19 protein-coding genes are annotated in these 20,559 nt (G+C 28.1%); 6 read left to right on the top strand and 13 right to left on the bottom strand.

The features are described from left to right. Positions 1-290 precede the first annotated feature (290 nt). The 5 genes from AC2JAQ_RS00825 to pgtP all read left to right on the top strand — a co-directional run bounded on the left by AC2JAQ_RS00825 (position 291) and on the right by pgtP (position 5,629). A complete protein-coding gene (locus AC2JAQ_RS00825; protein ID WP_488457447.1) occupies positions 291-962 on the top strand; it encodes a response regulator transcription factor in 672 nt (223 codons plus the stop codon). Then, complete coding sequence (locus AC2JAQ_RS00820) at positions 952-2,385, top strand: sensor histidine kinase (protein WP_488457446.1); 1,434 nt, start codon at positions 952-954, stop codon at positions 2,383-2,385. The genes AC2JAQ_RS00825 and AC2JAQ_RS00820 overlap by 11 nt, the downstream gene beginning before the upstream one ends. Next, on the top strand, positions 2,378-3,166 hold the full coding sequence (locus AC2JAQ_RS00815) for a DUF3919 family protein (protein ID WP_488457445.1): 789 nt from the start codon (positions 2,378-2,380) through the stop codon (positions 3,164-3,166). The genes AC2JAQ_RS00820 and AC2JAQ_RS00815 overlap by 8 nt, the downstream gene beginning before the upstream one ends. After that, positions 3,147-4,166 (top strand): ABC transporter substrate-binding protein, encoded by a 1,020-nt coding sequence (locus AC2JAQ_RS00810; protein WP_488457444.1) that lies wholly within the window; start codon positions 3,147-3,149, stop codon positions 4,164-4,166. The genes AC2JAQ_RS00815 and AC2JAQ_RS00810 overlap by 20 nt, the downstream gene beginning before the upstream one ends. Positions 4,167-4,291: 125 nt before the next feature. Then, entirely contained in the window at positions 4,292-5,629 is a 1,338-nt protein-coding gene (pgtP, locus tag AC2JAQ_RS00805) for a phosphoglycerate transporter protein PgtP (RefSeq protein WP_488457443.1), read from the top strand. A 175-nt stretch (positions 5,630-5,804) separates the two neighbouring features. Here the strand turns inward: pgtP and AC2JAQ_RS00800 are convergent, their stop codons facing one another. From AC2JAQ_RS00800 to AC2JAQ_RS00745, 12 genes are all read right to left on the bottom strand, one after another. Beyond that, positions 5,805-7,262 carry an arylsulfatase gene (locus AC2JAQ_RS00800; RefSeq protein ID WP_488458756.1) on the bottom strand — a complete coding sequence of 486 codons (1,458 nt, stop codon included), beginning with the start codon at positions 7,260-7,262 and terminating at the stop codon, positions 5,805-5,807. A gap of 236 nt (positions 7,263-7,498) precedes the next feature. Further along, positions 7,499-7,684, bottom strand: a complete 186-nt coding sequence (locus AC2JAQ_RS00795; RefSeq protein ID WP_488457442.1) for a (2Fe-2S)-binding protein — start codon at positions 7,682-7,684, stop codon at positions 7,499-7,501. 114 nt (positions 7,685-7,798) lie between these two features. After that, entirely contained in the window at positions 7,799-8,095 is a 297-nt protein-coding gene (locus AC2JAQ_RS00790) for a nitrous oxide-stimulated promoter family protein (protein ID WP_488457441.1), read from the bottom strand. Beyond that, positions 8,079-8,474, bottom strand: coding sequence for a YbaN family protein (locus AC2JAQ_RS00785; protein ID WP_488457440.1), 396 nt, complete (start codon positions 8,472-8,474; stop codon positions 8,079-8,081). Before AC2JAQ_RS00785 ends, AC2JAQ_RS00790 begins: the two co-directional genes overlap by 17 nt. After that, positions 8,461-10,149: a thiol reductant ABC exporter subunit CydC gene (cydC, locus tag AC2JAQ_RS00780; RefSeq protein WP_488457439.1), complete on the bottom strand. Its 1,689-nt coding sequence runs from the start codon at positions 10,147-10,149 to the stop codon at positions 8,461-8,463. The genes AC2JAQ_RS00785 and cydC overlap by 14 nt, the downstream gene beginning before the upstream one ends. Continuing rightward, the gene (locus AC2JAQ_RS00775; RefSeq protein ID WP_488458755.1) at positions 10,150-11,877 is read right to left on the bottom strand and encodes an ABC transporter ATP-binding protein/permease; all 1,728 of its coding nucleotides are present in this window, start codon (positions 11,875-11,877) and stop codon (positions 10,150-10,152) included. A gap of 41 nt (positions 11,878-11,918) precedes the next feature. Next, complete coding sequence (locus AC2JAQ_RS00770) at positions 11,919-12,698, bottom strand: ABC transporter ATP-binding protein (RefSeq protein ID WP_488457438.1); 780 nt, start codon at positions 12,696-12,698, stop codon at positions 11,919-11,921. Continuing rightward, on the bottom strand, positions 12,699-13,685 hold the full coding sequence (locus tag AC2JAQ_RS00765) for a FecCD family ABC transporter permease (protein ID WP_488457437.1): 987 nt from the start codon (positions 13,683-13,685) through the stop codon (positions 12,699-12,701). Continuing rightward, positions 13,672-14,559 (bottom strand): heme ABC transporter substrate-binding protein IsdE, encoded by an 888-nt coding sequence (gene isdE / locus AC2JAQ_RS00760; protein ID WP_164788511.1) that lies wholly within the window; start codon positions 14,557-14,559, stop codon positions 13,672-13,674. The genes AC2JAQ_RS00765 and isdE overlap by 14 nt, the downstream gene beginning before the upstream one ends. 13 nt (positions 14,560-14,572) lie before the next feature. Beyond that, a complete protein-coding gene (locus AC2JAQ_RS00755) occupies positions 14,573-15,136 on the bottom strand; it encodes a class D sortase (protein WP_488457436.1) in 564 nt (187 codons plus the stop codon). Between the two features lies 1 nt (position 15,137). After that, entirely contained in the window at positions 15,138-15,785 is a 648-nt protein-coding gene (locus AC2JAQ_RS00750) for an NEAT domain-containing protein (RefSeq protein ID WP_488457435.1), read from the bottom strand. Positions 15,786-15,847: 62 nt separating this feature from the next. After that, positions 15,848-18,076 (bottom strand): NEAT domain-containing protein, encoded by a 2,229-nt coding sequence (locus AC2JAQ_RS00745; protein ID WP_488457434.1) that lies wholly within the window; start codon positions 18,074-18,076, stop codon positions 15,848-15,850. Between the two features lie 146 nt (positions 18,077-18,222). Here AC2JAQ_RS00745 and AC2JAQ_RS00740 point away from each other — a divergent pair, with 146 nt between their 5' ends. Then, complete coding sequence (locus AC2JAQ_RS00740; protein ID WP_488457433.1) at positions 18,223-18,981, top strand: helix-turn-helix transcriptional regulator; 759 nt, start codon at positions 18,223-18,225, stop codon at positions 18,979-18,981. A gap of 142 nt (positions 18,982-19,123) precedes the next feature. On the opposite strand, the gene AC2JAQ_RS00735 is transcribed toward AC2JAQ_RS00740, so the two are convergent. Continuing rightward, on the bottom strand, positions 19,124-20,320 hold the full coding sequence (locus AC2JAQ_RS00735; RefSeq protein WP_488457432.1) for an acetate kinase: 1,197 nt from the start codon (positions 20,318-20,320) through the stop codon (positions 19,124-19,126). Positions 20,321-20,559: the final 239 nt, after the last annotated feature.

Raw genomic sequence — 20,559 nt, 5'->3', positions numbered from 1 at the left:
TAATTTTTAAATATGCATTACTTCCAATTATAGTTTTGAATTCTAATTTTTTCAATATTTTTAAATTTTTGTTTCAATTAATCTTGTCAAACAACAATTTATTTATTCCTGCTATTAACTTATTACCTTCTTTAGTTTTTAACTATAAAGAGTCAACAATAATATATATTCTTATTAAATTAAATTTACTTTCTTTTTATTAAAGAAAATTAAAATAGTACAATTAAGAAGTAAATTTTATGCTAAAATTAAAATTGCCGCTATATTCTAACAAAGGGGGATCAACATTTATGAAAATTTTAGTTGTAGATGATGAAGTGAGCATATTACAACTTATCAAAATGAACTTAGAAATAGAAGGTCACATTCCTATAACAGCTGAAAATGCCTTGGATGCATTAGAATTAGTAATAAAAGAAAGGCCCGACATAATAATTCTAGATGCTATGTTACCAGATATAAGTGGCTTTAATCTAATACCAAAAATAAAAAATATAGATGATATACCCATAATTATGTTAACAGCTAAAAGTGATATAAACGATAAACTTTTAGGTCTTCAACTAGGTGCTGAAGATTATATAACTAAACCCTTTAATAGCACTGAATTAATGTTAAGAATAAATATAGTTAGCAAACATATTTCACGCTCTTGTGAGAAGAAAGTAAAGGATTTAATAGTTGGAGATCTTACTCTATTATTAGATGAAAGAAAAGTCCTTATTAATTCCGAATACATAAATTTAACATTTAAAGAATTCGAGGTTTTAAGATGCCTTTGTCAAAATAAGAATAGAGTTTTTTCTAGAGAAGAACTACTAAACAAAGTTTGGGGATATGACTTTGAAGGAACAACTAGAGCTGTAGATATCCTAATTCAAAGACTTAGAAAAAAATTAGGTCCATGTCAAAACTATATAAAAACCTTATATAAGGCTGGTTATAAGTTAGATGAAGAATAATAAAATGAAATTAAAATTAAATTTAAAACAAAAAATCATTTTAACTAACTTATTGATATTAACACCTATAATAATTTTTATATTCATAATAACTTATAATGCTTTGAATAAAAACTTAATAAACAATTCAATAGAATACCTGCTTGATAAAAGTAGAACAACGGAATCTTACATACTTAATTTATTTTCATCAAATGATTCTGAAAATAAAGAAGATATTATTAGAGATAATGCACCATTCATAGCTTCGACACTTAGTGAAAAATATAATGTGAGAATTCAAATAATAAGTAATTCAGCTCAAATAATATATGATTCATCATCAGATGAAGTATCTTTATTTGATTCTGATATAAATGAAGCTTTAAAAGGACAAACATCCTATATAGTAGAAAAAATAGATAATACTCCTACCATATTTCTTTCTAGTCCAATATTTTATAAAGGAAAAGAATATGGTGCCATAAGATTGATTTTAATAAACACAGAAGCTTATGAGATATTAAGAAATACATTGACAATATTTATTATTAGCGGATTACTTGCAATAGTGATTGCAATATTTTTAATAAATACCTTTGCTAAAGAATTGGTTAGCCCTTTAGTTATTTTAAAACAAAAATCTAAAAATATTTCTGAAGGTAACTTTAAGGAAGAACTTCACATAACAAGTGGTGATGAAGTTGAAGATTTAGCAAATACCTTTAACATAATGAGTGAAAATCTTGATAAATACATAAATGAAATAAAATCTGCTAAACTACATCAAAAGAAATTTTTTGATAATGTATCTCATGAATTTAAAACACCATTAACTGCAATAATTGGCTTTTCAGAAATCATTCCAAAATTAAATGATAAAGAAAAAATTATTCAAAGCTCCTCTCTTATAGAAAAAGAAGGTAAGAGACTTTTAAACTTAGTTGAAGAAATACTTTTACTTGCTAAAAGTAATAAAGATACTTTTGAAATTGAGTATACATATATTGATGTTAAATCTCTAATAGATGACTGTTTAAAAATCTTAAAAATAAAACTTGATAATTACGATATTAAAGTTGAGAGAAATTATGAATCATTCTTTATATATGGAGATTATGATAAAACTAAGCAAGTCTTTATAAATATAATAGATAATTCCATAAAATATAGTGGGTGTGAAATTCTCAAAATCTTTACTACTAAATCTACTAATAAAATAGATGTCATTATAGAAGATGATGGAACAGGCTTCTTAATTAAGGATGAGTACATAAATCCTAAAGGTAATGGACTTGGAATAAAGATTTGTAAAGATATAATGCAAAGCCAAAGTTATGGCTTCAATATAGAAAGTGAACTAGATGTAGGAACTAAAGTTACACTTTCCTTCTTTATTCGTAAAAAAAATAAGAATAAGGAGGCTACCGATCCTAATGAGTAAGAATTTTAAAAATACTCTTGTTATTTACTTATTTTTTATAATAATCATACTTGCTACATATATTTATTATTCTAATGATATATATAATTCTTTGACTATAGTTAAAAGCTCTAAAGAAAATAAAGTTGATTTAAATATTAAAATACCTGACAAAATAACAATTTCAAACCCATATTTAGGCACTGCCATAATTTCAAATAAATTTGAACTTAATGAATTACTTCAATATTTTAATAAAATATGTGTAACTAATTCAAATAATGAAAATACGCTTCCTTTGAAAAATACATTATCTATATCAGGTGAAATTTTTTATTTGAATGGTGAAAAAACACCCTTTGAAATATCAAATACATTAAAATTAAATGGAGAAAGTTTCTCAAACAACTCCTATTTAATAAATATGCTAAGAAATGATTTGAAGGATGCCTTCTATACAGTTAGCAACTTTGAGTCTATATTATCAAGCCCTGATAACTTAATCACCTATAAAAAAGATGGTGTTGTCAAAAGTCTTCCAAATGATTCTAAGGAATTTTTATTAGAAGACTTTAAAACATTAAGAATTATGAATGATAATAAGGATTTCTTAAAAACTGATTTAAGCGAACTTCCAAAGTACCATTTAACTCTATACAGATATGCTAAAGAAGGTGATATATCTAATAACACTTTTTATATAGATGTTTATAAAGACTACGTAATTATACAATATCTAGGTGATGAAAATGGTAAAACTATTTATTTAAAGGGGAATTTAAATGAAGAAATTTTTAAATAAAAAAATTACCTTACTATTCATAATTATTATTATTTTTTTACTAGCACATTTACATATTTTAAAAAAGGAAAAAGCTCTAAGTACTTCAAATATGAACCATATAGTTGTTTATGGCTCCTTAAGGGAAGAGGAAGGAAAATACCTTCTTGAGAAGTTTAAAAGTGAGTATGATTGCACCTATGAATACATAAAACTTCCAACAGAAGAAGCAGTACAAAGAATATTAGATACAAAGGATAATCCTCAAGGAGATATTTTTATAGGTGGAAGCTGTGATGCTTATGAAATTCTTAAGAAAAATAATGCCTTAGAATATTATAACTCACCGTCATCTAATAATATTCCTACAAAATATAAAGATTTAAACGGATATTGGACTGGTTTTCAAATAACTCCTCTTGCAATAGGTATAAATGAATCACTATGGAAAAAAAATTTTGGAAATTCTGTTCCTTATCCTACTAAAATTGAGGATTTACTAAATCCAAAATTTAAAAATAAAATAATACTTCCTAACCCTCAAACTTCTGGTACAGGATACACTTTAATGGCATCCCTTTATCAAGAATTAGGAAGCACTAAATTTGAGGATTTCATAAAAAAACTTAACAATAATGTTGCTTCCTCAACTATAAGTGGGTTTAATTCAATTCAAAGAGTTGCCTCTGGAGAGTACTTATTAACTGTTAATTTTTTAAGTGATCAACTTATAGAAAATAAATCTTCAGATAATATTATTAGCATAGTTCCAGAAAATGCAGGATGGAATGTAGATTCTATAGCCTTGATAAAGAATTCTAAGCATAAGAAAATAGCAAAAAAATTTATAGATTTTGTATTATCAAGTGAATCCTCAAAAAATCTTTCTAAATTTTCTAAGGCTATTTCAACTAAAAACTTTGACACAAACCAATTTAAAATATATGATAAATATAACTTCTACCTAGCGGCTGAAGATAGAAATAAAATTATGAAGATACTTTATACCAACAAAAATTAATTAAAATCTCTTAAATGTTACATTTATGAAACATTTAAGAGATTTTCTTGTTTAATTCTTATCTTATTATTAATGAGTAAACTGTTTCTTGAAAACATTAACACAAATAATAGGAGGATTATAGAATGTTTGGATTTTTTAGCCCAGCTCCAGCAATACCTAGACTTCCAAAAGATAAAGTATCATCAGCATACAAAGCTTATCGTATTCGTATGTTTCTTATGATATTTATTGGATATACAGGTTACTACTTAGTTAGAAAAAATTTTGCTGTAGCATCACCATATTTAATTAATAATTATGGATTTTCAAAAACACAAATAGGACTTATAAGTATGGGACTTGCTGTATCTTACGGTTTAAGTAAGTTCATTTTAGGAAATTTATCAGACAAATCAAATGTCAAAAAATTTATATGTTTTGGACTTATTGCATCATCTGTAATGAGTGTTTTAATGGGATTCGCTCGTACAGTTCCAATATTCTTAATACTTATGATACTTAATGGATTATTCCAAGGTATGGGAGCTCCACCATGTTCAATAGTATTAGGTAAATGGTTCTCTCAAAAAGAAAGAGGACTTAAGATGGGAATTTGGAATACTTCTCATAATATAGGTGGAGGTTTAATAGCACCTATTGCAACTTTATGTTTATTAGTATTTGGACAAAACCATTTCCAATCAATATTTTTTGTTCCAGCAATAATATGTACAATAATAGCTTTATTCTGCTACGTAATTGGAGCTGATACTCCAGCATCTGTTGGTTTACCTCCAGTTGAAGAATATAGAAATGATTATCCTGAAGTTAAAGCAGATGTTAACCCAACAACTTTATCTTCAAAAGAAATAATGGTTAAATACGTTCTTAAAAATAAATATGTTTGGTACTTAGCAATGGCTAATATCTTCGTTTATTTAATAAGACAAGGTGTTGTTAACTGGATTCCAATATATCTACAAGAATCTAAAGGATTCTCAGCAGCTAACGCTAACTGGGCAATGTTCTTATTTGAATATGCCGCAATACCAGCGTCAATATTACTTGGATGGCTTTCAGACGTTGTTTTCAAAGGAAAGCGTGCTCCACTTAGTATTTTATGTATGATAGGTGTTATATTTGCTACAGTAGCTTATTGGCAAACAAGTAGTACTTTAGTAACAATGATTGCAGTGGCATTTATAGGTTGTTTCATATATGGACCTCAATTATTAATAGGAATGAACTTAATCGACGTTGTACCTAATTTTGCTGTTGGTTCTGCTACTGGTTTCTCAGGACTTTGCGGATACCTTCTTGGTGAATTCATGGCTGACTTCGTTTTAGGTATGATAGCTGATAACTTTGGATGGAACGGTGCATTCATATTTATCATAGTAGGTGCATTCATAGCATTAATTCTTTTATCTTTAACTTTAAAAATAAAGAAAAATGTAAAAGAAGAAAATAAAGTAGCTTAATATTTAATCACATATAAATAAATATATACATATATAAATCAAATTAAGGAAACTAGATGGCTCCCCCTTCTAGTTTCCTTTTTAATATATAAAGCATTTAATATAAAATTTATAAATATATTCCTAGAATTACTGAATTTCGCTAAGAATTTATAAGTTTTATTATTTTTAGTTTTTAATACATTGATTGTTTTATATGCTTTAAAGTACTTACTGGATTTCCTTTTAAAAGTTTATATCCATCAGTATAACATTCTTCTCTATCTTCTAACTCTTTAATTAAAATTTTTCTTAAATAATTTATTCGTTCTTTATGCTCTTGAGAATCTATAAGGTTAACAAGTTCATTTTTATCCTTTTCCAAATCAAAATATTGTTCCTCTCCTCTTTGAGAAAACCATAAAAATTTATCTTTCTTAGTTACAATGTAATGATTAGAATCATCTCCAAATGAATGCTCACCATGGATATATTCTCTCCAAGTTTTATCCTCACCTTCTACTAAATCTTTTAGACTTAAACCTTCTACTGAGTCTGGTATCTTAATATCTGCAAAATCTAATAAAGTTGGCATAATATCTCTTAATTCTAGAACTTCGTCAAATACTTTTCCCTTTTCTCCCTTTAATAAGTTTCCTGGATCATAAATGAAAAATGGAACTCTAGCACTGCCCTCATAAGGAATTGCCTTTCTAAACCAATTATGATCTCCCATCATATCACCATGATCAGAAACAAATAAGAATATTGTATTGTTTAACTCTCCGTATTCTGATAAAGCTATTAAAAATCTTCCTATTTGATGATCAATATGAGTTATTGAACCATAATATGCTGCTTTTGCTCTTTTTAATGCTTTTTTATTTACTATTCCCTTTATACAATTTATATCTTTTCCTCTATTATCATCATCTACCTTAAGAGCCCAATCTCCCATTAAAGGTTCTGGTAAATTTTCATCCTTATACATATCAAAATAGAACTTTGGTGGATCTAGTGGTGAATGCGGTCTAACAAATGACATCTTCAAAAAAAATGGTTTCCCTGGATCTCTTCTTCTCAAAAAGTCTATTGATTCATTAACTACCCAATTAGTAGGGTGCAAGTTTTCCTCATATCCCCAAGACCTAGATACCCATGAATTACAATCAAGCCCTATATCTATTAAGTCAGCATTATGTCCTTTCTTTTCTCTAAACCATTTTAAATAATCATCACACTGCTCTATTTGAGTAGATGTCTTTCCCTCTTTATTTCTAGCAAAGTGTAAATAACCATCATGTAACATAATATTATGAAATCCACAAAGGTTTCTCTCTGGATAAACGTGCATCTTTCCAATACATTGAGTGTGATAACCAGCCTTTGAAAATTCTGAAGCTATGGTATTTTCATAGCTCCATTCAACTCCATCTTCATATCCAACTCTTCCATGTGATTTTTGACTCATACCTGTTAAGATGGCTGCTCTAGCCGCAATACAACTTGGAACTGCTGTATATGCATTTTCAAAGTTATATCCTTGAGTTGCCATCATATCAAGATTAGGAGTTTCTATAAACTCATTACCATTAACCCCTAAACAGTCTCCTCTCATTTGGTCAACCATCATTAAAACAATATTCGGCCTCATATTTACTTCCCCCATTTTTCCTCTTAATTATACCTATTTAAATATATTATAAACTTTTCATGTGCTTATGTAGATTGTCTATTTTTACATATTTATTTACTATTTTTAAATACTTATATATAAGCAAAATAAACTTATAAAATGACTTAAGCAACCTTTAAATAAGGCTATGTTTTAAACAAAAGTAAAAAAGTTCTCAAAATAATCGTACTGATTTGAGAACTTTTTAATTAGTATTATTTGTTTTCTTCTAATAATTTTTTTATTTCTAATCTACAAGCAAAGCACCCATAAGTATTAGCTCCAGTAGCTTTCTTAACTTTTTCATAGGTATCTGCTCCATTTTTTATTGCTTCTATTATTGTTCCTTCTGATATCTTTTTACACCTACATACAATTCTATCATTATCTATATTACTCAAATCAAACATCTCCCTGACTTAAAATCTACTTTTAGATTAACACATAAATTTCTCTTATTAAACAATATAAAAAGCTATGCAAATATTTTAACCTCTGCATAGCTTTTTATAAATTTATTTAAATATGTGCCTTATATATTCTTTTGGGTTATATATAAGTATTCTAGGTCCTGAAAACTTCATTACCTCTTTGACTTTTTCTCTCATATCTTTTTTATAACAATGAATAGGACATTTTTTGCAAGAACTTTTTTCATTTCCAAACTTGCAATAACTTAACCTTTTATGAGCATATTCTTCTAATTCTCTACATTCGTTACACAGTTCTCCATTTGAATTTCCATGTTTTTTCTTACAATAAAGCTTTATCATTAATGTTATTATTTCTTTTTCTTTATCTATTCTGTTCAAAAACCTCACCTACTTTTACTGTTTTAATTCTAAATATAAAATAATAGAACTTAAACATCATTAGTATTACTATAAATATTTTTAAATGAATACTATTTGATAGTATCAACGGAAATAATAACATAATATCAGCTGTAAGTAATATAGTTAACTTTGTTTTTAAAGTCATAGCTCTATTCTTTTCAAAGCTTTCTAAATGTTTTTTATAGATACTTGTCCCCTTAAACCATTTATCAAACCTATCAGATCCTTTAACAAAACAAAAGCCTGTTAATAATAGAAATGGTGTAGTAGGTAATATGGGTAATATTATTCCTACTATCCCTAACCCTAATGAGAGAAAGCCTAAAATAACATAAAAAATTTTAAGCAAGTTCATGTTTCACCTCTTCACATTGAATTAAATTACCCTTGTTAATTCTAAATACTTTTTCACATACCCTAGTTGTAGACTTTCTGTGAGTTATAAGGATAAGAGTTTTATTCTTTAAGTGTGTTCTTATAGACTTAAGTATTATTCCTTCATTTAAGGTATCTAAATTACTTGTAGGCTCATCTAAAATTACAATCTCACTTTCTCTTAGGAAAACTCTAGCTAGTCCAATTCTTTGTTTTTCTCCTGAAGATAAGTTTCCTCCTAATTCTCCTACTTTTGTTTTATATCCATCCTTTAAAGTCTCTATAAACTCATGTATTCCTGCTTTCTTTGCTGCTTCTTTTACTTCATCTAAAGTTGCATCTAGCTTTCCTATTTTAATATTGTCTTCAATACTCATATTAAATATACTTGTTTCTTGACCCATTAAGGACATTTTCTTTCTTACCTCTTTTGTTTGAATCTCTTTTACATTCTTATTTCCTAGGCTAATTTCACCCTTTGTAACATCCCAGAATCTCATAAGTAATTTTACAAAAGTACTCTTTCCAGTTCCACTTTCTCCAATTACAGCAATCTTGTCGCCTAGGTTTATATCTATGTTTACATCTTTTAATACATTTTCTTTTCCCTTATATGCAAAAGAAACATCCTTATACTCTATGTTGTTTCCAACTTTCATTCCTTCTCCTAAAACTTCTTCTACAGAAGGCTTTTCATCTAAGATATTAAAAATTCTTTGAGCTGAAGCAAAAGTTAAAAGAAGATTGTTAGATAAATTACTTAAAGCAACCACAGGACCAAAGGAAGATGCTATTAAGGTAACCACAATTATTAATTGACCTATTGTCATAGTTCCTTTTAAAACCTCTAAATAAGCAACATATAAAGCTATAAGTATTGTTAACATTATTATTAAATCACTAAAAGCTCTTATTATTCCTTCATGCTTTTTTATAACCTTTTGCTTTTCATTTAATCCTTCAGATAATTTTTTTATATTACCTCTTCTCTCATCTCCATTATTAAAAATTAAAACCTCTTTAATACCTCTAAGAGAATCTAAAATATAAGAATTTGTTTTTCCAAATGCTTCTCTGTATTGAACACCAGCTTCTTTTCCAAAGCTACTGCTAATATAAGGAACACCAAAACCTATTAATATATAACCAATTATTCCAACTATCCCTACCTTTACGTTTATACTTAATAATATTAATCCCATTATAGAGTTAGTTATAATTGCTATACTTATTGGTGCTATAGTATGAGCATAAAAAACTTCTAAAAGCTCAATATCAGAAGTTATCATAGAAATTAAATTTCCTTTTTCCATTCCCTCTAATTTAGCTGGAGCAAGTTTTCTAAGAGCTGAAAATACTTTATCTCTTAATATAACTAATATTTTAAAAGCTATGTAGTGCCCACTTAATTGTTCTCCATATCTTAAAGGTCCTCTTAATATTCCAAGTACTATCATTAAAATAAGAGCTGTTTTAAATGAAAAACTTATAGTACTATCTATTAAACTTGATATTGCTACACTCCCAAAGACAGTTATTCCTATAGCTGCTAAAAATCCTAAAACTCCCATAAATACTGTTATAAACATTACAGGGGCAAGAGGCTTAAGCTCAACTATAAGCCTTCTCATTATTGAAAAACCTGATTTTCTCATTTATATAACACCTCCTACTTCTAATTCATTTTGATAATTTACCATACCATAATACTTGTTCTTTCTTTCCATAAGATCCTTATGACTTCCCTCTTCAACTAGAATTCCTTTATCTAGCATATAAATTCTATCTGCATTTTTAACATTAGCTAATCTATGAGAAATAACTATTACTGTTTTCTCTTTTGATATTTCATTTATAGATTTCCAAATCATATTTTCACTTTCAACATCAATGTTTGAAGTTGCTTCATCAAAGATTATTACTTCTCTATTTGCTAATATAGTTCTAGATAAAGCAAGTCTTTGCTTTTGTCCTCCTGAAAGCTTTGATCCACCTTCACCAACTTCTAAATCTAATTTTTCCTTTTTAGAATTTACAAAGCCTAATAGATTAGCTTTTTCTAAGGCATAATTTATTTCATCTAAAGTTGCATCTTTTTTAGCCATTAATAAGTTATCCTTTATTGTTCCATTAAATATATAACTATTAGTTGATATTATTGATACTCTATTATAAAGCTCAGTAAAATCTATATTATTTATATCAGCTCCATTTAAAGTTATCTTTCCTTTTGAAGCCTTATAGTTATTTAAAATTAATGAAGCTATAGTACTTTTTCCACTTCCACTTTCACCAACTATTGCTACATATTCTCCTTTATTTATTGATAAAGATATATCCTTTAAAACCTCTCTTTTTCCATCATAAGAGAAACTTACATTCTCAAGAGAGATGTTTGATATTTCATTAAGATTATTATCTGAAGAAACCTTGCTTTCATCAGCTTCTAAAACCCTAAAAATTCTATCTGCAGCAGCTATTCCATTCATAGCAATATGGAAATATGATCCTAATAATCTAAGAGGTATGAAAAATTCTGCTGATATTAATAAAATTACTATCATTCCTCCAAGACTTACTGTTCCAACTCTAAATTGTAATAAAGCTACTATGCTTCCAAGGGCAGCTCCTCCAAAAGCAATTAAATCCATAACATTTATTGAGTTTAATTGCATACTTAAAACTTTCATAGTTATCTTTCTAAAGCTTTCAGCCTCTTCATTCATAAGTTCATGTCTTTCATTATCCACATCAAAAACCTTTAATGTTGTAAGCCCTTGAAGGTTTTCTAAGAATGTGTTTCCTAAATCTGAATACTGTCCCCAATATTCCTTTAATATTTTCTTTGCTATTTTCATAATTAATATTATTGATATTGGTATTAGAGGCAGACAAAGTATAAATACTAAAGCCGCTTTAAATGAAATAAAGGCTAAAGCACAAAATAAAGTTAAAGGCGCTAAAATAGAATATATTAACTGAGGTAAGTATTTACTAAAATAAACCTCTAAAGCCTCTACCCCTTCAACGGCCATTTGGACAATTGAAGATGTAGAATCCACCTTATCATATCTCATTCCAAGTTTTAAAAGCTTCTCATATATCTTATCTCTAAGAGTAATCTTAACCATCTCTGAAGATTTATATGAGAAGTGTCCACTTAATAGATTCACACAAAATCTTACCCCTAAAAGACCAATCAAAATTAATATTTTTTTATTTAAGTTTTCAATATTCCCTAAACTAAAAAGTTCCTGAATGCTAAATCCAATAACTATTATTGTCATCAGATTACAAATTACAGAAATCCAATTCATTAAAACAGTTAAACCTATGTATTTCTTAGATTCCTTACACAAGTTTAAAAGCCTCTTGTCTATCATCATAATTCCTACACCATCTTTCTGAAGTTTATAAAATTTATTTAACAAATAGTTTTTGGTATAAAATAAATCTCTCCAGTTTCCTTACATTTGTTAATAACACCATTAACCTTATAAACTTCCTTTAATAAATTTTCATCTATTACATTCTCTGATTTTCCCTCTTTTACAATCTTTCCATCTTTCATGACAACAATATTATGACTATATTTAATTGCTTGATTTATATCATGTAAAACCATAACAACAGTTAGCCCATTATCCTTATTTAACTTTCTTACAATCTCTAATATTTCTATTTGATGAAAAATATCTAAATAAGTTGTTGGCTCATCTAAAAATAAAATTTTAGGCTTTTGAGCTAAAGCCATTGATATAAAAGCTCTTTGTCTTTCTCCACCTGATAAATTCATAACTCCCTTATGTTTTAAATCATCAAGTCCTGTACATTCTAAAGCCCATTTAATTATGTTTTTATCTTCCTTGTTGTTACTTTTAAAATATCCTTTGTGAGGATATCTACCATAAGCAACAAGTTCTTCAACCTTTATATCCTTTGGCACACTATTTTGTTGATGGACAGTTGCTAAAACCTTTGCTATATCCTTATATTTAAGATTGTTCATGTTTATATCCCCCAAATAAACATGTCCAGTTTTACTTTTATTTAAAGCACATAATAGGCTTAGCAAAGTTGATTTACCACTTCCATTAGGGCCAATAATAGTTGTTATTTCTCCCTCTTTTATATCTATATTTAAATCATTAATGATATTTTTTTCTCCCTTGTAATTGAATGATAATTTTTCCCCTCTAATCATCTACATATCACTCCTTCTTAGTAGATATAAGAAGAACGGTGCTCCAATAACTGCCATAATTATTCCTGCTGGTATTTCATATGGCTTTACTAACATTCTTCCTATTGTATCTGCAAGTAAGACTAATGCTCCTCCAACAAATATTGAAAAAGGAATCAAATATCTATGATCAGAGCCGATTAATATTCTACAAATATGCGGTACAACTAATCCAACAAAGGAAATAATACCTACAATAGCTGTTGATACACTCCCTAAAAATACAGCTACCACTGTTATCAGAATCATTTGTAAATCTGAATTAAAACCTAAACTTTTTGCATTTTTATTTCCTAAAACTATAACATTGCATGATTTAGCTAAAATTAATGCAAAACCCATTCCTATCATTGAATATAAAAATAAAATTTTAACTTCATCCCATGAAGTGGCAGCTAAGCTTCCACTTATCCAAGATTGTATATTCCCTGCACTTGGGCCACTCCCTATAGTTAATATTTGTGATAACCCTCCTAAAAGAGCGTTTATAGCAGCCCCTGCAAGGACTATTCTCATAGTATCTAACTCTTTTTTATAAGCCATTAAATACACAACTATACAGGAAACAAGCCCTCCAAAGAAACCTACTATTGGTCTTATTGATCCTGAAGCTGGCATAAATATTATAAATATTAATGATACTAAGCATGCTCCAGAAGATATTCCTGTTACTTGAGGATCAGCCAAGGGATTTCTTATTACAGCCTGAAGTAATACCCCTGCCAAAGCAAGATTTCCTCCAACTAAAGCAGCTATAATAACTCTCGGCATCCTTAAATCTTTTATTATTCCTATATTTCCTTCATTACTTCCACTTAAAAGACCTTTTATTAGTTCACCAAAACTTATATCAATACTTCCTAGCTTCAAAGAAACTATCATTAAAATTAAAACTATTAATATTGATAAACCTATATATAAGCTTTTTAACTTATTATTTTTCACCATATATTATTTCACCTAACTTATCTAAAGATTCTGTTACTTTTAGGTTCGCACTCATACCAAAATAACCATTTTCTAAGTAATAGACCTTTCCTTCTTTAACAGCTTCAATTCTACTCCAAGCTGGATCTGAAGCGAATTTTTCTTCAGCCATTTTTTTAGCTTGTTCAGGCATTCCATGAGTCATAACTAATACCATATCTGGATTTAGCTTCACTATTTCTTCATTGCTATATGAAACAAATGGCTTTTTATCATCTTTAACTATGTTATTTGCTCCAACCTTATCCACTAAGTTTCCTATGTAAGATGAAGGAGTAGCAATCATCATGCTTCCTGGTGCTGCAAATACTAATAAAACATCCTTTTTCTCCTCTTTAGATAAGTTTGTAAACTCATCTTCCTTAACTTTAAGCTCATTTAATATTTCATTTGCTTTTTCTGTCTTATTAAATCTTTCACCTAAAGTTGATATACTTGTTTTTAATCCCTCTAATGTAGTTAAATCTATAAATTCACTAGGTATATTGTTATCAGTAAATAGTTTTTTATAATCTTCTCCTAAGGTATCTACAGATACTACAACATCTGGATTTAAAGATTTTATTATTTCTAAATCTGGATTCATGGGATTACCAACCTTAACAGCATCTTTAGTGCTTTCAGGCAAATCATAAGAACTAGTTGGAACCCCACTTACCTTTACTCCTAATTCATCTAATATTTCTGTTACAGCAACAGAGGTTGCCACAACAATCTCTTCTCCATTTTCTTTTTTTAAACTTTCCTTTGATTCTCCAGAGTTATTTGAACACCCCATAACTCCAAAGCCTAAAAGGCATATTAAACTTAAAGCTATACCCTTTTTTAAAAACACTATTTTCCCTCCACTAGCCTATTAATTTTGCTTTAACTATATATCTGTCTTTTCCTCTATTTGTACATGTAACTATGGTCATTGTTTTCTCATCTAAATTTTGATTCAAAACATCAGTATCACTAGGTGAGGTGACAAAAATCTCATTAATTTCATACTGAAATATATCAGTTAAAGTTGTGATTTTTATTTCATCTCCTAATTGAAGCTTGTCTATATTTCTAAAAACCTCATTATTTATAGTATTTCTATGTCCTGCAATACTAAAATTCCCGTCTTCTCCTGGCATAGCAGTATCTTCAAAATGACCAATGTTATTTTCTAACACATCTAAGGTACTCCCCTCAGCAATAACTGTATGCACACCTATTTTTTCTATATCTATTAAAGCTATTCCATCTCCATTTTTTATTTCTTCTAAAGTCTTTTTCTTCTCTTCTTCTGAATAATTAAACTTTTCCTTAAACTCTTCTAAAGTTTTTTTCTCAATGTTACTTCTATAAAGTTTTCCTATAAGAACTGTAGAAACTATAACTAAACCTAAAATAAATAATCCTTTAGCTAGTTTATTTCTCATATTACTTTTTCCTTTTAAATATTACTAAGCCAGCTATTAAAGCAACTATTATAACTCCGCCACCAATATAAATACCAATATTCTTATTATTTTCTAAACCTGTTGCTTTACTTATAGCATCCTCACTTTTTCCAGTCTCATCAGAAGCATTTTCATTGCTACTTTCCTTATTTTCAACTTTAGGTGCTTCTAACTTTTCAACAAGAGTTAAAGTATCAAACTTTGGAATTATCTTAAATTGAACATCTCTTTCCATAGGTCCTACATATATTTTCGCCTCTAGCTCTGAATCTTTATTAGGAACCTTAACTTTCAGCTTTATAGTTCCATTCTCTTTATTTTCCTCAACAACCTCAGCATTTCCCTCATTACCATCTACTAAAATTCTAAAATTTTCCATATATTCTGTTCCTGAAAAAACTATAGTATATTCTGTTTCATCCCCTAAGATTTTAAGTTGCATAGTCTCATTCAAATAACTTCTAGCCATTGACATTCCTATATCTGAATCATGATAAACATCATTTTTAACCTCATATATTCCATTTTCTAAGTTCTCATTTGCTAGTACATAAACACTTCCTCCAACTCCTATTAAAGAAATAATCAATGTCAACATAACTAATAAAACAGGTTTTAAAAGTCTCATCTAATTTCCCTCCATTTGCTTAAAAATAGTTTGAGAGGAAATCCCCTCAAACTAAACTACTCTTATTCTTCTCTTTTTTTAATGAACATAGAAGCTCCCATCATTGCCATTCCTAATAATGCAACTGAGTTTCCTCCTACTGCTGAACCAGTTTGTGGTAGTGTTGATACAGTAAAATCTTTCACAAACTTCTTAGTATCTTTTAAAAGTTCAACTTTAAAATCAACATTTCTTCCCATTGGTATTACATATAAACTTACTCTAATATCTGCATCTAAATTAGGTATTTCAAATCTTAATTTAATTGAATCGCCATTCTTAGATACAACTTTATAATTAGCATCTTTACCATTAACAGTTATTTTGTGATCTTTCATAAACTCTTGACCAGTGAATGTTAATGTTAAATAATTTTTGCCATCAATTTCTTCTAAGTCAGATATCTTATTTAAATATTTTCTTGCCATATCAACACCAGTCTGACTTTCATGAACAACCTTATTTTCTATTGTATATAGTTTTCCCTTAGTAACTTTATTTTCTGCAACTGTACTGCTATTTTCTTTATTAGTTGAATTTGTATTGTTAGAAGAGCCTGTACCATTACTTTCTGATTTATTCTCTTCTTCTATAGCAGGTTTATCTTCTCCACTAACTAATTCTAAAGTTCCTTTATTAAGTATTGTTTTAAAGCTTACATCTCTACCCATTATGCTTACAAAGGCTGTAATAACTATGTCTGCATCAAGATTTGGTATCTCAAAAGCCATTGTTCTATCAGCCTCATTTGGTGTTGCTACCACATCTTTACCATTTACAGTTATTCTAAAGTCCTTAAAGAATCCAAACTGCTCTTCATTAAACTTTAATGTAAGAATCTTTTTATCATCTTTTACCTCTAATTTACTATTCTTAGATAAGGCCTTTCTTGCCATATCATTTCCTATCTCTTGATTTCCATCCCCAATATATAAAACATCGTTTTTTATATTGTAGACACCATTTTTTAATTGATTTGCATCTACTATTTCCCCTGTATTTCCTTCACTTTCATTTTCCTTATCTTCATTTACTCCTCCATTATTTTCTGAATTATTATTGCCAGAATTGTTGTTTCCTGAACCTTCTTGATTTCCACTACTCTCATTTCCACCAGAAATATTATTATTTTCTTCTGAATCATCTTCTAACTTCTTAGCTGTATCATAATTTAGAATTGTTTTGAAACTAACATCTTTTCCCATCATACTAACTAATGTAGATACAACAATATCTGAATTTAAATCAGGTATGTTGAATTTTAATGTCCTATCTTCTTTATTTATCTCTGTATCTACTTTTTCTCCATTAACATTTACATTAAAGTTCTTTAGAAAATCATATAAATCCTTATTGAAAGTTAATGTAACTGTATTTGTTCCCTTTGATATATCAATTCTTGAATCTTCTGATAGTACTTTTCTAGCCATAGAATTTCCTGTTTCTGCATTTCCTTGTCCAACATATTGAACTGTATTTTTAAGAGTATAAATTCCATCTTCTAAAACTGATTTTTTATTAACTGTAACTGTTATTGTTTTTTCATCAAATTGACCAGCAGAATCTGTAACTCTATATGTTATAGGATATTCCCCTGGAATTTCTGCCTTTCCATCTTTTGTAAATGATGTATCTCCACTTATTTCAACCTTTAAATTCGAATCTTCTTTATCAGTTCCAATAACACCAGATAATAAATCAATAGCATCCCCTTGAGTAACACTAATATCTTTAGCATTATTTATAGTAGGTGCCTCATCTACTAAAGTAACAGTATTCATATCATTAACTAAGAAAAGTTCAACCTTCCTTCCCATTATTGTTATGAATAATCCTATCTTCACCTTTGTGTCAGGTGATGATACTTCAAATGTTATTGATTTATCATCTTTATTTTCATCTACCTTTAAATTTTCTCCTCCAACACTAACTTCAATGTTATTCATAAAACCATATAAGTTGCTATTAAAATATACAGTCATTAAAGTTTTTCCATTTTCAATTTTAAATTTTGTTTTTTTCTTAACAGCATTTCTAGCCATATTTTCACCTGTTGAATTACCTTCTTCAATATATGAAGTTACGTTATTAGCTTCGTATATTCCATCTCTAAGACCTTCTGACTGAACAATTGCAATATTGTTTTTATCATTCATATTAGTAGCCGCATATACTGTATCTGCTCCTGCACCAACTAACATAGATGTCACAAGTGCATATCCTAAAATTTTGTTAATTTTCTTTCTACCCAAAGTTAATCCCCCTTTTGACTTTCCTTTTCTATTGAAAATGATTATCAATAATGTTAATATACTTATATTATCATAGATTTTTGTAATTGTTTTTTTCTATATTGAGATTTTTTTTAATATATTAACTTTAAAAAGGAGGATTTTTTGTGATTTTTCTAAAATCAGCTCTTGTAGATTTTTATAATTGTTGTGAAGTGCCAATAAGAGTTGTAGATAATAATATGAATATTATTTCTGAAGTGGGCTACTCATCTTTTTATGATTATATATTTAATGATCTAAATTTAAATAGTAAATTTGATCGTTCCTATTTAAAACATAATCATAATGATTCATTGCTTATTAAATTTGAGAATAATATATCCTTTTACTCATTGTTTAATCATAAATCAATTGATAAAAACTTAATTTTTATAATAGGTCCTTTATATCTAAAAGAAGACTTAAAAAACTCTAATGATGATTTAGAATTATACAAGATACCTTTAAAAACTAAATCTTGTCTTAATTACTATAATTCCTTATTAAAAATAATATTAGAGGAAAAACTTAAGGCTAACTCCCCTGTTTCATACTCTCCATATGTTTGTAGAGCCATAGATTTTATAGAAAAGAACTATTCAAAAGAATTTACTATAGATTCTCTTTGTTCAGAATTTAAAATAAACAAAGCCTACTTTTGTAGCATATTTAAAAATGAAACTGGTCAAACATTTATAAATTTTTTAAATAATTATAGAATTGAAAAAAGTAAAGAATTGCTCAAAGACCTGGATTTATCGCTTTTAGATATAGCATATAAAGTAGGATTTAGTAATCAAAGCTACTATTGTACCGTATTTAAAAAATTCACTAACCAAACACCTTTAAAATATAGAGATTCACTATACAAAAAAGGTTTGTAAACTTTAATAATAGTTTACAAACCTTTTTAATCTCAATATCACATTTTAAAATATTTATATATAATGCACTTTTTAGTTGATATCTGATAATTTATTGATCATCATTTCTATATAAAAATGTTTTCATTTTTATCAACAGAAATTATTTCTTTATTAATTCCACAGTTTCCTTAGCTATCATTAATTCCTCATTAGTTGGAACAACATATGCTTTAATTTTTGAGTCAATCGTTGATATTTCTGCAAGCTTTCCTCTAATTTTATTTTTTTCTCTATCTATAGCTAGTCCTAAAAATTCTAAGTTTTTCAAACATTCTTCTCTAGTTTCTGGAGAATTTTCACCTACACCAGCAGTAAATACTATTACATCTACTCCCCCCATATTTACTATAAATGAACCTATTTCAGCTCTTATTCTATAGTGGAATATATCTAGTGCTAATTGTGCTCTCTTATCTCCTTCTAAAGCCGCACTTTCTATATCTCTAAAATCTGAACTAATCCCTGAAATCCCCAAAACTCCTGATTTTTTATTTAGAGCTTCAGAAACTTCTTCTATACTATATCCACACTCTTCAATTAAAAAGGGGATTATTGATGGATCTATGTTACCTGATCTAGTACCCATCGGAACTCCTGCAAGTGGAGTAAATCCCATAGTTGTGTCTATACATTGTCCACCTTTAATTGCTGATATACTAGCTCCATTTCCTAGGTGACAGCTAATTATTTTTAAATCTTTTATATCTTTTCCCATAGCTTCTGAAACTTTATGAGCTACATATTTATGTGAAGTTCCATGGAATCCATATTTTCTAATTTTATGCTTTTTATATAAATCATAATCTATTGCATAGATATATGCTTTCTCTGGTAATGTTCCATGAAAAGCTGTATCAAACACAACCACCATTTTCTTATCAGGCATAAGACTTTGACATGCTCTTATTCCAATTATATTTGCAGGATTATGTAGTGGTGCTAATTTGCTGCATTCATCTAAATATTCTATAACCTCTTCATCTACAATTACTGAAGAAGAATATCTTTCTCCACCATGGACCACTCTATGACCTACTGCCGTAATTTCATCAATCGACTTAATAACTCCAACCTTTGAATCTGTTAAAGTGCTTAGTACTATATCTATAGCATCTTTATGATTTTTTATTTCTTCTTCTATTATGTATTTTTCACCTATTTCATTTTTTTGAACTAACCTAGCTTGGTCAAGTCCTATTCTTTCAACTATCCCATCCGTGATATCCTTTTCATTAGTCATATCAATTAATTTATACTTTAATGATGAACTTCCACAATTTATTATAAGTATTTTCATTTATATTCTTCTCCTAGTTTCACTTCAAATTAATTTAAACGTTTAAATCCCAATCTTACAATAAATTTTATATTTTAATTTAATATATTTCAACCACAAAACCGAAAAGAAATTGTAAATTTTTTCGTAAAAACTTCTATTCTAAATAAAAAATATAATAAATATCCCGAACTAAATTTAAGTTCATAAATCTCCAAATTAAAATTTGTACTATAATAGTTAATATTATAAGGACATGT

The organism is Clostridium sp. LIBA-8553 (genome assembly GCF_057782465.1).
Note: the sequence above shows the minus strand (reverse complement) of the source record. Positions and strands in the feature narration are given on the sequence as shown.